The sequence below is a fragment of the Enterobacter cloacae complex sp. EB5 genome, from assembly GCF_031432835.1.
GTDB classification, from domain to species: Bacteria; Pseudomonadota; Gammaproteobacteria; order Enterobacterales; family Enterobacteriaceae; genus Enterobacter; species Enterobacter hormaechei_C.
On the sequence record NZ_CP133860.1, the window covers coordinates 2,806,405 to 2,819,317 of the forward strand.

Consider the following 12,913-nt stretch of genomic DNA (forward strand, 5'->3'; position numbering starts at 1 on the left):
AACGTGCAGACGACGACAACCCCACAAAAAAATTGCCGCCTGCCTGTTTTAGGTTGGACACATGCGTAAAGGAACGTTAAGCAGTGACGCACCCTTCGGGACGTTATTAGGTTATGCGCCGGGTGGCGTGGCGATTTACTCTTCAAATTACGGCAGTCTCGATCCGCGTCGCTACCCGGAAGACGCGGAATTTCGCAGCTATATCGGCAACGAATACATGGGCCATAAATGGCAGTGCGTTGAGTTTGCGCGCCGTTTCCTGTTTCTCAATCACGGGTTTGTCTTTACCGACGTCGGGATGGCGTGGGAGATCTTCTCCCTGCGTTTTTTGCGCCAGGTGGTAAACGACAATATTTTGCCGCTACAGGCCTTTGCCAATGGCTCAAAACGCGCGCCTCAGGCCGGTGCGCTGCTCATCTGGCAAAAGGGCGGTGAGTTTCATGAAACCGGCCACGTCGCCGTCATTACCCAGCTGCTGGATGACAGAGTGCGCATTGCCGAGCAGAACGTTATTCACTCCCCGCTGCCGATGGGGCAGCAGTGGACGCGCGAGCTGCGTCTGAGCGTGGAGGACGGTTGCTATACGCTTCATGACACGTTCAACGATACCGAGATCCTCGGCTGGATGATCCAGACGGAGGAGACGGAACACAGTATTCCTCAGCCGGAGATCGACGGTGAACTGCTGAAAATCAGCGGCGCGCGATTGAAGAACAACCGTCAGTTCGACGGTAAATGGCTCAATGAAAACGACGCCCTGCAACAGGCGTACGTTCGCGCCAATGGCCACGTTATCAACAACGATCCCTGCCAGTACTTCACCATTACCGAAAGCGCCGAGCAGGAGCTGATCAAAGCCACCAACGAACTGCACCTGATGTACCTTCATGCCACCGACAAGGTGCTGAAAGACGACAGCTTACTCGCGCTTTTCGACATCCCGAAAATTCTCTGGCCGCGTCTGCGCCTCTCCTGGCAGTGGCGTCGTCACCATATGATCACCGGTCGTATGGATTTCTGCATGGATGAACGCGGCATCAAGGTTTACGAGTACAACGCGGATTCCGCCTCCTGCCATACCGAGGGCGGGCTCATTCTTGAAGAGTGGGTGAAAAACGGCTATCGCGGCACCGGCCACAATCCGGCGGAAGGCTTGCTGGAGGAGCTGACCGGCGCATGGAAGCACAGCCACGCGCGGCCGTTCGTCCATATCATGCAGGACAACGATATCGAAGAGGATTACCACGCGCTCTTTATTCAGCGCTCGCTGATCCAGGCCGGGTTTGAAACCAAAATCCTGCACGGACTGGGGGCGCTGAGCTGGGATGCCGCCGGGCAACTGATTGATGATGAAGGCCGTCACGTCAACTGCGTATGGAAAACCTGGGCGTGGGAAACGGCGATTGAGCAGATCCGCGAGGTGAGCGAAACCGAGTACGCCGCCGTGCCTATCCGCACCGGTCACCCGCAAGGTGAAGTGCGCCTGATTGATGTCCTGCTGCGCCCGGAAGTGCTGGTCTTTGAACCGCTGTGGACGGTGATCCCAGGTAATAAGGCGATTCTGCCGGTGCTGTGGCAGCTGTTCCCGAATCACCGTTACCTGCTGGATACCGATTTTGAGGTCAACGATCTGCTCAAACGGACCGGTTATGCCGTTAAACCGATCGCCGGACGCTGCGGGAGCAATATCGATCTGATCGGCGCCCAGGACGAACTGCTGGACCAGTCCAGCGGCAAGTTTGTTGACCGCAAAAATATCTACCAGCAGCTATGGTGCCTGCCGAAGGTTGACGGCAGATACATTCAGGTCTGCACCTTTACCGTGGGCGGGAACTATGGCGGAACCTGTCTGCGCGGGGATGACTCGCTGGTGGTGAAGAAAGAGAGCGATATTGAACCGCTGATTGTGGTGAAAGATAAATAACGTCCCCCTGTTATAAAAACGCCCCCGCAGGGCATGTTGCGGGGGCTTTTCACTACTGCTCTTCCTCTTCCTGCTGCTCGCTGATCTTCAAATCAATGATCCGGCCAATCTGGTCATGGTAAACCGTCAGCAGGTTGTACTGGCTCATCTCGGACATAATTTGCGGCGTGACGTTAAAACTTTGGGCAAGCTCATCATGGCGCAACATTTCCGGATGACGCCGCCTCACATGCGCGCGGCGGCGATTGTACTGATACCACAGGATCAGCAGCCAGCCGTTGAACGCCGCAATCAGCAGATAGACCAGCACCGTATTAAAGGAGGCGATAATCACGTTCCAGCGGTGATCGCCCTCCTCGGTTAACTGCATCCACAGCCTGGCGTACAGGAAAAACAGGAATCCACCCCAGGCTATCAGCGTTAATGCAGCATCGAAAAGACGCGGCGCCAGCCGATGTTCAGTCAAAATTAACGTACTCTCGTTCATTGAATGCTCCCTTTACCCCGGTCCGGACTGATCCAGCGCGCGCGGGCGCGTTTACGTTTAAGCATGACTTTCGGAAATGCCACGAGGGTGGTAAACAGGCCAATCATCCAGTACACCATCGGGAACCAGATTACCCAGAACAGCGAGCCTGCCACTTTCCGCTCGTAGCGCCGCTCGATATACAAACTGACGAGGAATTGCAGCAGGCACATCACGCCCAGCAGCAGCCCGGTAAACGCCGGTGGAAACAGGCTCGCAACGGCCAGGTTTGCGGGAAGAGGGATAATATGGCTGAGAATGAACAACACCACGGTCGCCCCATAGGCAAACGCCCACAGCGTTGATAGCGCGTACTCAAGAAACAGGGGCCACATGCGATGATGCTCCCAGCGGGCCATCTTGCGCAGGTTAACCAGAAACACCTCTGCACCCCCCTGCGCCCAGCGCAGACGCTGTTTCCACAGCCCCTTTAGCGTCTCCGGCATCAGGATCCAGCACAGTGCCCGCGGCTCGAAAAAGATATCCCAGTGGCGAAGCTGAAGCTTCCAGCTTATGTCGATATCCTCTGTGATCATGTCCGGGCTCCAGTACCCGACATCCGCCAGCGCCTGTCGGCGAAAGGCGGCGATGACGCCGGAGACGGTAAAGACCCGGCCATAGATCCGCTGCGTTCGCTTGATGAGGCCAATAATGGAAGAAAACTCGCCCACCTGAATGCGGCCAATCAGCGTTGAGCGCGTGCGAATACGCGGATTCCCGGTGACGGCCCCAACGTGGGGATACTGAATTAGCGGTGCCACCAGATACGCCGCGGTGTCGCGGTCGAGCAGGGCGTCGCCGTCAATGCAGACCAGCAGATCGCCCCGGGCCGCCGCAGCGCCGGCCTTGAGCGCCACGGCTTTCCCCTGGTTCTCCGCGAGATTAATTACCCGCAGGCGCGGCTGCTCCCGCGCCAGCTGTTGCAGTACCTCCGCCGTGTTATCAGAAGAACCGTCGTTGATGGCGATAACTTCTACATTCCAGTACCGCTGATCCAGCGCGGCGCTAATGGTCTCCCGTGCGTTGCGTTCCTCATTGAAGCAGGGAATAAGAATCGAGATTAACGGCTCACCGGCTAAGGCGGGGGCGGGTGTTGCGTTATCCCACGACCAGTGCCGTTCAAGCTGAAACCAGAAATAGAGGCCGCCGGTTACCCAGAGCACGGACATAAACAGCGGCCAGAAAAAGACAAAGTCCAGAATCAGTTCGCCGGTAAACAGCGCGGCTACGCCTAACGGCAACCCGAATACCAGACACAAAATAGAGAAGGCGATAATGCGATCAGTCATTGTCAGGATACCAGTACGAAGAAAATTCAGGCCTGATATGCGAAATATCAGGTTGGTTGTTGAGGAAGTCGTCGGGGTAATAACCGTAATTTTTGATGCCGTTCAGCTGGAGCACCCGCATCCACTCCACCAGACGTTCATCGGCTACGGCACGCTGCGGTTTCTGCGCCCAGTCCCTGGCCTGTAGCTCAAAAATCGTTTTATTCAGCGCGCCGGGGCGTGCGGCGACGGCTTTGACTAAACGCGTCAGCCAGGCATTGCTCTCTTCTGCCGGGACGGACTCCATCAGCGGCATTGCCATCGGCACCGTCCAGTCGTAAGCCGCCAGAAAATCATCGAGATTTTGCGCAAACCATGCCTCGCTTTCCGGCTCGAGAATGGGTAACGCGAACATGTTCCGCGCGGTTTTGATCTGCGGGCCACGGATGTTTTTCACCGCCTGGCTCAGGGTGCGGGTAAAGCCGATAAGTCGCTGACTCTTCTGCCGGGTCGTGTCCTGTCCTGCATCGTCAACGTCCGTCAGCACCGCGTCGTCATGAAATAAGATCCCATTGAAGCTGGCATAGCGGGCCAGATCTTCATAGATCTCCGTCACCTGCTGGCGAACCTGCGGACTCCAGGGGGAGAGCCTGATATAGGGCTCGGCGGCCACGGTCAACGCTCCCGTTTGACGATCCCGGCGCTGCACGCGCGGCAAGGCTGGACTGAGATCGAAAGAGAGAACCGGCATCCACGCGAAGACTTTCACTCCCGCGCGGGTTTGTAGCTGCCAGGCGACAAAATTAAAGAGATCGGCCCGGACCGGAAGCCGACGGTTGGGGAAATAGAGTGCATCGATCCTGCCGTCGCCCCGCGGATCCGAAAACGCCTGGAGAAACACATGGCTGATTTTCATGTCGTAGACCCGCTGGACGAGTTTGTTGATGTTTTTCGTCTGCTGGGCCGGATCGGGATCGTAGACGTAATCGAGATCAACATGCATGACGCGCACCGGGTCAAACTCCTGAACGCGGCTAACCGTGTTGGCAAAAGTTTTTATCGACGGATTTCCGGCGATCAGCAGGCGCGGGATGTTGCCGAGGTCGCCCACGTTTCCCAGACCGTCCTCTAGGGTAAAGGCCAGCTGATAGCCCTGTTTCTGGGCGATAGCGAGCGACGTACCGTTGGCAGCCCCATAGGGCCACACCCAGGCACGCGGCGCTTTTCCCGTCACCTGGGTGATTTTATCGGTGACTTTGCGTACGTCTGCGGCGATCCGCTGGTTGAAGTGTTCATCGGTTTCGTAATGCCCCGTCGCGTTATCATAAAAACGGCTGGCGATGGCGGGTTCACGGCTTCCCTGCGGGTTGGCCGGAATGCCGTAATGCGAGTCCCAGGTATGCGAGCCAATCTCAATCAGCGGGGACTCGCTGAGCTCTCGTACCATATCCCAGGTGGCAAAGCGATCGCGGGGCGTCATCAGACCGCCGAAGTTAACTTTTTGATTTGCCGGCGTATCCACCCAACTGCCCACCGGCGCCCACAGCGCAGGAACGTTCCAGGCCTGAAGCAGGGGCCAGACCCGGGTGTAAAAGCTGCTGTAGCCGTCATCAAAGCTGAGCAAAACGGCTTTCGGCGGCAGCGCTTTTTTCCCTTCATGCGCATCCAGAATGTCCTGCACGCTGATGGCGTGATAGCCGTTGTGCAAAAGCCAGCTTATCTGCTCGTTTAAGGCGCTGGTGCGAACGGAGAGGTAGCGCTGATCGGCGGCATCATCTTCGACGTCGTGGTAGGCCAGAACCAGAAACTGATTCTCCGGCCAGGGTTTGCTGGCCTCCAGCTGCGGCCTCTCTTCAGGGGCCATAAAGGAGAGCGGCTGCGCGCAGAGGCTCGCGCTGAGGCAGAGCCAGCCGATGACGATCAGGCTTACAGAAAAACGTGTGTTCAGCATATTCATCCTTAAAAGCGTAAAGTCGCATCTAACGTGACGGAGAGATTGCTCTCGCGTTTGCCATCGTAAGGGCGCTTATCCCAGTTCAGCATCACGCCAGTATCGACAACGTTGTTCCACTGGATGCGTTGCCCGTAACCCATCAGGGTAATGGCGCCAGGTGACTGATTTTTCTGCCAGTAGCTGCCGCCGCCTGCCACGAACTGCTGGCTCCAGAGGGTGTCGTAGTGGCGGTACATCTCATGGTCAACGGACAGGGCAGCCGTCACGGACAGATCCCGTGCCGGGTTGTAATAGAGCGTATTCCGCAGGCTGTTTTTACTGGCGGCGATCCCCGGTTCGAGATCCAGCGTCAGGGTCGGGGTCTGCCAGAGACGCTCTTTCCCAGAGAGGGTGTATTCCTGACGGCGGTTGTGGTCTGAGAAGCGGCTGACGGCGGCGTTGAACTGGTATTCACGTCGCTCGTTTTGATACCAGCGCACCCCACCTTCACCCCGGTTGGCGCCGATCCCATTGCGTAATGCCCGTAAGGGTGTCGCGCGTGACAAGCGTTCGAGGTTACCGCTGACCTGCCAGTTATCACTCAGGCTGTAGGTTGTTGAGAGCCGTGCGCCCGGCCTGTTTGTGCCGTGATAGCGGTTGCTGGAGAGTTCGGCTTCGAGCGTGAGGTCACGGGGGCGCCACTCAACGCCGCCCAACAGGTGGCGGCTGATGCCTTGACCTTCGTCGAAATTCCCCTGGGCATAGCGGGTGCCAGCAAACAGCCGCCAGTTATCCGCCACGGGCGGGCCATAGAGCGTGGCGTCCCAGCTCATGTCGTGGCTACCGCTGACGGGGTTATCTGAGTGCAATCCTTTACCCGCGTTCAGACGCAGCTCAGACATGTGGTGGACCGCTCTGAGCCTGTCCAGGCGACGGGCGCTGCGATCGGCGGGGGCGCGAGCAATTACGTCATCAGCCAGTAAATCCATCTGGCGCCACTCCTGAAGGTCCATTGCGACGTAAGCCTGCTGTTTTTCAAGCTCCAGATTCGCGGGTTCAAGCGCCTCTGCTTGTTTAAGCTTTTGCTCGGCCGCGCGCGGCAGGCCTCTGGCCTGAAGCAGGGCGGCATAATCAATCTGTAAACCCTGATTTCCCGGCGCCGTTGACGCCAGACGATACGACAGCTTTTCGGCCTCCGGCTGGGCGTTGGTCGCCAGCAAATAGTTAAGTTTGAGTGACTGTCCGGTGAGCCACCGATCGTTCGGCTGAGCGGTCGGGGACCCGAAATCGTAGCGGGTCCAGGGAACGCTGCGGGTCTCGCGCTCAACGTAGCGGCGGGCGGTCTGATACTGCCCCGTATCCAGCCAGGCGTAGAAAAGCGCATGCTCCTCATCCTGCGGATCGGAGGCGTAGTGTGGATAGCGTTGCACAAGCGAGAAGGCGGCGACGGCATTTTTCTCCTGCAAATATGCAGAGATCACCCAGCCGATGGCCCAGTCCGGCACCGGATGCTGTGCGGCCGTCAGCGACTCATATTCGCTAATGACCTGCCGGTAATCACCCTTCGCATACAGCGCGCCAAGCCGATCGATACGGGCAAGGATGACGTCTTCAGCCGCCTGCGGTTCGTTTTGCCAGCGGGAAAGCAGGGCGTGATAGCGATCTAATGCGTTTTGTGCCAGCCGCAGGCGCTCTTTCTCCGTTCTGCCAGGCACATCCGCCAGGCGTACCCTTTCAGCCGCGGCGTTACGCTCAAGGCGGCGGCGCTCCGCGGGAGACATCGCCGCGCTTTGCGACAGCCAGAGTGCGGGCGTGCTTACCCGGTTTTCCGTTAACGCCTCGATCGTCTCGCGAAGAAGGGCATTATTCCCGGGTGCGGCGTTCAGCGCGCGCATGTCCGCCAGCAGCCGGTCCCCGTTTTTTCCCTGGCGCATCCAGACATAGGAGAGCGTCTCAAGGTGCGCGGGAGAAGGATCGTCCTTAACCAGCTGCCGGGCTTCCGAAAGCGCGAGGCGATCTCTGCGGGCATCGGCCAGAGTCTTAACATAGCCGATGCGGTAATCGTCGTTATCCGGCGCAAGGCTGAGCGCCTCTTCCCACAGCGATAAGGCGGATGGCCAGGCTTTTTGGTTTCTTCTGGACTGGGCGACAGCAGCGATGGCGCGAGCGGGCAGCGGCATATAAATACCATAACGCTGCCAGACCCGAATAACCTCGTCATCGCGTCCTGCCCAGGAGGCTACCTGTAACCAGTCCGCAACCTGTCCGGGTGTTAAAGCATGTTGTTGCTCATAGCGCTGTAGGTAATCAAGAAACAGCGCGTAATTACCGTTACGTGCCTGTTGTATCTGATGCTCATAAACGGATTCATCAGCCTGAACCAGAACAGGAAAGAGTAAAAGCAGGAACAATAATATTGTGGTGCGATAAAAGAATAACGTAGTGAAGCTAAGCGATCTTTCCATATCTATTTGCCATTTGTTTATCGTGAATCCATTGCATAACACGGCCGCCTTTTAACTCTGCGTTAAAGGGCATAAAGAAGAACATTAAATCTGAATGATGCTACGTTATGGGGTACTTACTTAAAGGTAATTATGAGCCCTCATCTCAGTGGTCTGATTGGGCTTAATGTACACCCGATGTGTTGGGGGATAAATAAGTTGAAAAGCGGCTGGGAGGTTTTGAGATAATTCTGGAAGAAGTAAGTTTTTTAGATAATTCAGTGCAGGATTGTTGTTTTTAATTAATTGATATTAAATGATTTTTCTTTCTCTGTTTCCTGTTTTGTTATATTCGAAATGAAGTTCTGCTGAGTTAATTAAAGTACTTTCTGGTGCATGTTTGGGAAGTTTCATGACAAAAATTCTTAATGTTAAGAGAAGTGACTTTTCTGAAATTCTTTTTTATTTATAATTAACGGCAGACATTGAGTGATAGTCTGCAAAAAGTCTAGCTCACCAATGTCATATTGAGGGATGATCAAAGCCAGAAAACATTTGCCGTAAATGTAAAGCGCTATAAACGAAAGCGTTCTTGTTTCTTAAGAGGCGGGCTTGCTTTAATCTAAAAGGGATGGTTAGTGGCGACTTCAATAGTGTTAGTGACTCAGGATTGTTTCCTTGTCAGGGGGATGCGGCTATTTTTCCCGGATATAATTTGCCTCAGTTCGATAGACAGAAACATATTTGATACCGACGCAAATGAATATACTGTACTGATTGATAGCCGTACGCCGCTCCGTTTATATGATTACCTGATACGCCATCCGGCCAGAACGAGAAAAACGATCTGCTGCGTTATGCTGGATATGCGTCCTCGAGAGGAGGATCTTCTCAGTATGAAGCTGTTTATGAACACGTCGCTTACGGCTCCGGATATGGCGTCGTTATTCAATCTGGTGCTCGATATGAAAGGCAGGCGTCTGACCACCAAATGGCTGCTTAACTTACGGCTGAGTCGACACGAAGCGATAATGATCCGGTTGCTGAAGGCAGGGAGGTCAATGGAAGAGATTGCAGATAAGCTGAATATGTCGGTTAAAAGCCTCTATCGCAAGCGAACGGTGCTGTCGGAGCGGTTAGGGGCAGGGAACTTCAACGAGGCGTGTTTGTTTATCTTTAAAAACAAACTGCTGGACGCGGTTGGGAACGATCCCTAGCTTCGTCAGAAGCCAAAAGCAGAAACCCGCCACGAGGGCGGGTTCTTTTAATGGAGATAATTCAGAACGACCAGCGCAGATTGGCGTTAACCGAGTTGACGCGGGTATCCGCACCATATTGTCCCTGGTAACCCACATCCAGCGTCGCAGCACGCGACAGCTGTACGCTCACGCCGATATCACCGACCATCACATCCTCATCCACGGCCTGTCCCTGAGTAATGAACGCGTCGCTGCCCGCAAACGCCATGCGCGAAGAGGTATTCTTATCGCCATAGGCGTGCTGCCAGCCCAATGAACCGTAGAGGTTAACGTGCTTCGGCAGCTCGGTCACACCGCGCAACCCGAGTGTCGTGTAGAAGGTGTTCATCGTTTCGTTACCGACGCTCAGCGCAGCGGCACCGCCGTCTTCCCTGAAGCTGTCGGTATGAAGCCGGATGTACGATAAATTGACGAACGGCTCAATATTCCTGTCTGGCTGGCCGAAACGGTAGCCCGCTTCGGTGAACGCCAGCAGGGAGTTCGCATCGTAATCTGACTTCAGCCGATCCGAGAAACCGCTGAAATCAACATTGCGCTCGCCTTCGATCTTGTGCCAGGTGTATCCCAGCGCGCCGCGAAGGGAGAACGCATCCTGTTGACCCGCCGCATACAGGCCAAGGTGATAGTTGTCGGTATCCGTTGAGGAGCGACGGCTGTCGACGTCGTAATCACCCCGGCTGTAGCCGAAGTAGCCGCCGACACGCACGTTATGGTCCGCCAGCTTGCGATCTGCCCCCAGCAGGAAGCCGGTGGTGTTGCCGTCCAGCTTGCCCACGTTACCGTCGCCGCTGTTTCGGCTCCATGAACTGAAGGTCTGGCCCCAGACGCCATTGTTTTGCGGCTCCGGCTGCTGCACCAGCGACATGGCTAACGGTGGTATCGGCAGGCTGTCGTTATCAAACGCGCGCTGCATCCGCTGGTTTAACACGTTAAACACCTGCGTGCTGCCAGCGATCAGGTTGGACTGCATTGACGGATAAACTTCCCCAGAAAGCTGGTTGAACGCCTCGCGCGCTTGCGGTGCGCTCAGCAGAAGCAGCGAGTTATACAGCGCCAGCGACGGGCCGCTTTGCGTCAGCGTGGAGAGCGCGCCCGCGGTATTCCACTGGTTGCTGCTTTGGGCCACGGTCTGGAAAATGCCCGGCTTGCCGCTGCCCGGGTTTTCACCGCCAGGATTCTCACCGCCCGGATTTTCACCTCCGGGGTTTTCACCACCAGGATTCTCACCGCCCGGGTTTTCACCTCCGGGATTTTCACCACCAGGATTCTCACCGCCAGGGTTTTCGCCTCCGGGGTTTTCTCCTCCAGGATTCTCGCCACCGGTCTCTTTCTGCGCGATGGTCAGATCGACGGCGTTGGTGCTTTGCTTAAGCGCCACGTCGAGGAAGGCGGATTTGGAGATCGCTCCGGCGAACTCACCGTCGATTCCCCCGTCGGAGGTCAAAATGCGGTAGCTTTGGCCCGTTTTATAGCTGGTTTGCGGATCCAGCGCGGTGACCTGTACCTTAGCCTGATTGCTGATGGTGGTTTTGCCCGATACCAGTAGCTGGTCGCTGCGGCCATCTCCTGCGATATCGACGTCATAGAAGGATTCGCCGATAAAGTTCAGATAACGTTTCAGCGTCAACGTACCGATATTGCCGTCGCCGGGCGAGATGTGTCCGCCGGACAGGATCTCGGTCTGGCCCAGCGTCCCGTTGCCGCCCAGCGTGCCGCCGGACTTGATTGACGCGGCGCTGCTGTAACCCACCCCGTTGCTGACGTCTGAACCCGCCGTCGCGTTGAGGATCAGCGTACCGCCGTTCTCCGCGCTAAGCGTCTGGACGTCAAAGATATCGTCTTCTGGCTGGGTATTAATATTGCTGGCAATAATGACTTTACCGCCCCGCGCGGTTACGTTTGCCTTGAGTGCGGAAAGATCGCCGTTCAGCGTCGTCTGCCCGGAGGTGTTGATCACATCACCTTCACCGCTCATCGTGTTGCTGAAGAGGTAATTTCCGTCGGTATGGTTGAAGTAGACATAGCTGCCGAACAGTCCGCCACGCAGGCTGATTGCCGTCTTCGCATCGAGGGTACCTGCGCCGCCTGCCTTGCCAAGCGTTGGCTCAGTTAAACCCGTGCCGGTGTCCATATTGCCGCGGCTGCCGATGATGAGCGCACCCCGGTTCGAGCCGGAACCCGATGTCCCCACGATCAGCGCATTGCTGCCCGCGGAAAATGAACCGCCGTCAATCACAGACAGCACGCCATTGCCGTAATCGCCCACGCTCACGCTGCTGCCGCTGGTAAAGCGCGAGTCCTTGCCCGCAATAACCAGTTCGGCGGTTTTCCCTGCCCCGGAGACGCCCGCCACCTGCACGCCGCCAACGTTAACCGTTCCGCCGTTCAGCACGTCCAGGTCGCCATAAAGCGTCAACGTACGGCCAACGTTCCACTGTGAGCCGCTCCCCGTGACGGTGGCTTTCGGGCTCAGCGTGTCGGTTTCACCCGGTCCGGTACCGTTGCCGATGCGTGCATCGTAAGCGGTGCTGAGCGCCGCGCCGTCTTCAATCGCAAGCGTAGAGCGTGCGCCCAGATCGGTGCCTACGCTGAGAAAATTACTGGTCACACGAGAGCCGGCACCCGTGGCGATAAGGTGGCTGTCGTAGCCGCGGGTGGTGCCGACAACGATCTCCTTCGCGCTCGCCAGCGCGCCCTCTTCGACTCGCAGGGTGCCGAGGCCAAGATTCAGGTCGCCGCGCAGGACGTACCGATCGTTCACCGCGTTAAGCTCAGCGTCTGGCCCACGGACCGTGACCACGCTTTCATAAATTTTGCCGTCGAACAGCCGACCGATATTGATGTTATAGGCGGTGATTTTGCCATTATCGATCAGCAGGTTTCCGCGTTGGTTACGTCCAACGTAAACATCTCCGGTGTAACCCAGCGTTTCGGTAATACGCGCGTCGCCATCAAAAAATGCATCGGCTGCACGTGCGAAATCGGCAGGTGAAAGCAGTAACAGCGGCGCGGAAAATAGAGCGAGGTAAAGTCTGGAAAGCGGCGTCTTAACCGCTAAAGCATGCGATGTAGAGTTATTCACGGGCTATCTCCGTACTCATTAGCGTGATGTCTGGAAAATCGTTTTTATGAAAACTCAGATACGTCAGAAAATATAAAAGGCGTTATTTATGTACGCCTTTTGATTTGAAGTTAATTATTTATGCGTGACAACAGGGGTACAGGTTGGCGCGCTGAGCGTCGGTGCGGATCCTAAAATTCCCGGCATCATCATCGATGAACAATCGAAAATACGCCCTTTTTCTGTCGTGGCGCGATAAGAGAGTTTTTGTCCTCCCAGTGCGTCCGGCTGGGCGCCATTAACGTTGGATACGGTTATTTCATCCGATGAGCCCAGTCCCAGCATTTTAGCGGTCTCCGCCTGTAGGAGTGGAATAGCCTGATCGGTTTTCAACGTGGAACAACCGGCTAGCATCAACGTAACGGTTAAAACGATGAGTGGTTTTTTCATAAATTATCCTTGATATCCAACCAGTTAATTTCACTGATTGTATTTATG

General features: G+C 56.0%; 8 protein-coding genes. 2 read left to right on the forward strand and 6 right to left on the reverse strand.

The genetic code is table 11. From position 1 onward, the window contains the following. Positions 1-61: 61 nt before the first annotated feature. Positions 62-1,924: a bifunctional glutathionylspermidine amidase/synthase gene (gene gss / locus RHN82_RS13430; protein ID WP_023295427.1), complete on the forward strand. Its 1,863-nt coding sequence runs from the start codon at positions 62-64 to the stop codon at positions 1,922-1,924. 52 nt (positions 1,925-1,976) lie between these two features. Here the strand turns inward: gss and pgaD are convergent, their stop codons facing one another. The 4 genes from pgaD to pgaA are packed head-to-tail and all read right to left on the reverse strand — an operon-like array spanning position 1,977 to position 8,116. After that, a complete protein-coding gene (pgaD, locus tag RHN82_RS13435) occupies positions 1,977-2,411 on the reverse strand; it encodes a poly-beta-1,6-N-acetyl-D-glucosamine biosynthesis protein PgaD (protein ID WP_047050734.1) in 435 nt (144 codons plus the stop codon). Continuing rightward, the gene (gene pgaC / locus RHN82_RS13440; RefSeq protein WP_023314840.1) at positions 2,408-3,739 is read right to left on the reverse strand and encodes a poly-beta-1,6-N-acetyl-D-glucosamine synthase; all 1,332 of its coding nucleotides are present in this window, start codon (positions 3,737-3,739) and stop codon (positions 2,408-2,410) included. Before pgaC ends, pgaD begins: the two co-directional genes overlap by 4 nt. Beyond that, positions 3,732-5,669, reverse strand: a complete 1,938-nt coding sequence (gene pgaB, locus RHN82_RS13445) for a poly-beta-1,6-N-acetyl-D-glucosamine N-deacetylase PgaB (RefSeq protein ID WP_047050735.1) — start codon at positions 5,667-5,669, stop codon at positions 3,732-3,734. Before pgaB ends, pgaC begins: the two co-directional genes overlap by 8 nt. Before the next feature lie 8 nt (positions 5,670-5,677). After that, positions 5,678-8,116 carry a poly-beta-1,6 N-acetyl-D-glucosamine export porin PgaA gene (gene pgaA / locus RHN82_RS13450; protein ID WP_059347536.1) on the reverse strand — a complete coding sequence of 813 codons (2,439 nt, stop codon included), beginning with the start codon at positions 8,114-8,116 and terminating at the stop codon, positions 5,678-5,680. 668 nt (positions 8,117-8,784) lie between these two features. Here pgaA and RHN82_RS13455 point away from each other — a divergent pair. Further along, entirely contained in the window at positions 8,785-9,312 is a 528-nt protein-coding gene (locus RHN82_RS13455) for a LuxR C-terminal-related transcriptional regulator (RefSeq protein WP_003862459.1), read from the forward strand. Positions 9,313-9,373: 61 nt separating this feature from the next. Here RHN82_RS13455 and RHN82_RS13460 read toward each other — a convergent pair whose 3' ends face one another. Continuing rightward, positions 9,374-12,436 (reverse strand): autotransporter outer membrane beta-barrel domain-containing protein, encoded by a 3,063-nt coding sequence (locus tag RHN82_RS13460; protein WP_047050738.1) that lies wholly within the window; start codon positions 12,434-12,436, stop codon positions 9,374-9,376. A gap of 114 nt (positions 12,437-12,550) precedes the next feature. Then, complete coding sequence (locus tag RHN82_RS13465; protein WP_017382737.1) at positions 12,551-12,865, reverse strand: lipoprotein; 315 nt, start codon at positions 12,863-12,865, stop codon at positions 12,551-12,553. Positions 12,866-12,913: the final 48 nt, after the last annotated feature.

Excerpts from the sequence above, each read along its gene's own strand:
- gss (WP_023295427.1), top strand. The coding sequence starts at position 62 with ATGCGTAAAGGAACGTTAAGCAGTGACGCACCCTTCGGGACGTTATTA.
- pgaD (WP_047050734.1), bottom strand. The coding sequence starts at position 2,411 with ATGAACGAGAGTACGTTAATTTTGACTGAACATCGGCTGGCGCCGCGT.
- pgaC (WP_023314840.1), bottom strand. The coding sequence starts at position 3,739 with ATGACTGATCGCATTATCGCCTTCTCTATTTTGTGTCTGGTATTCGGG.
- pgaB (WP_047050735.1), bottom strand. The coding sequence starts at position 5,669 with ATGCTGAACACACGTTTTTCTGTAAGCCTGATCGTCATCGGCTGGCTC.
- pgaA (WP_059347536.1), bottom strand. The coding sequence starts at position 8,116 with ATGGAAAGATCGCTTAGCTTCACTACGTTATTCTTTTATCGCACCACA.
- RHN82_RS13455 (WP_003862459.1), top strand. The coding sequence starts at position 8,785 with ATGCGGCTATTTTTCCCGGATATAATTTGCCTCAGTTCGATAGACAGA.
- RHN82_RS13465 (WP_017382737.1), bottom strand. The coding sequence starts at position 12,865 with ATGAAAAAACCACTCATCGTTTTAACCGTTACGTTGATGCTAGCCGGT.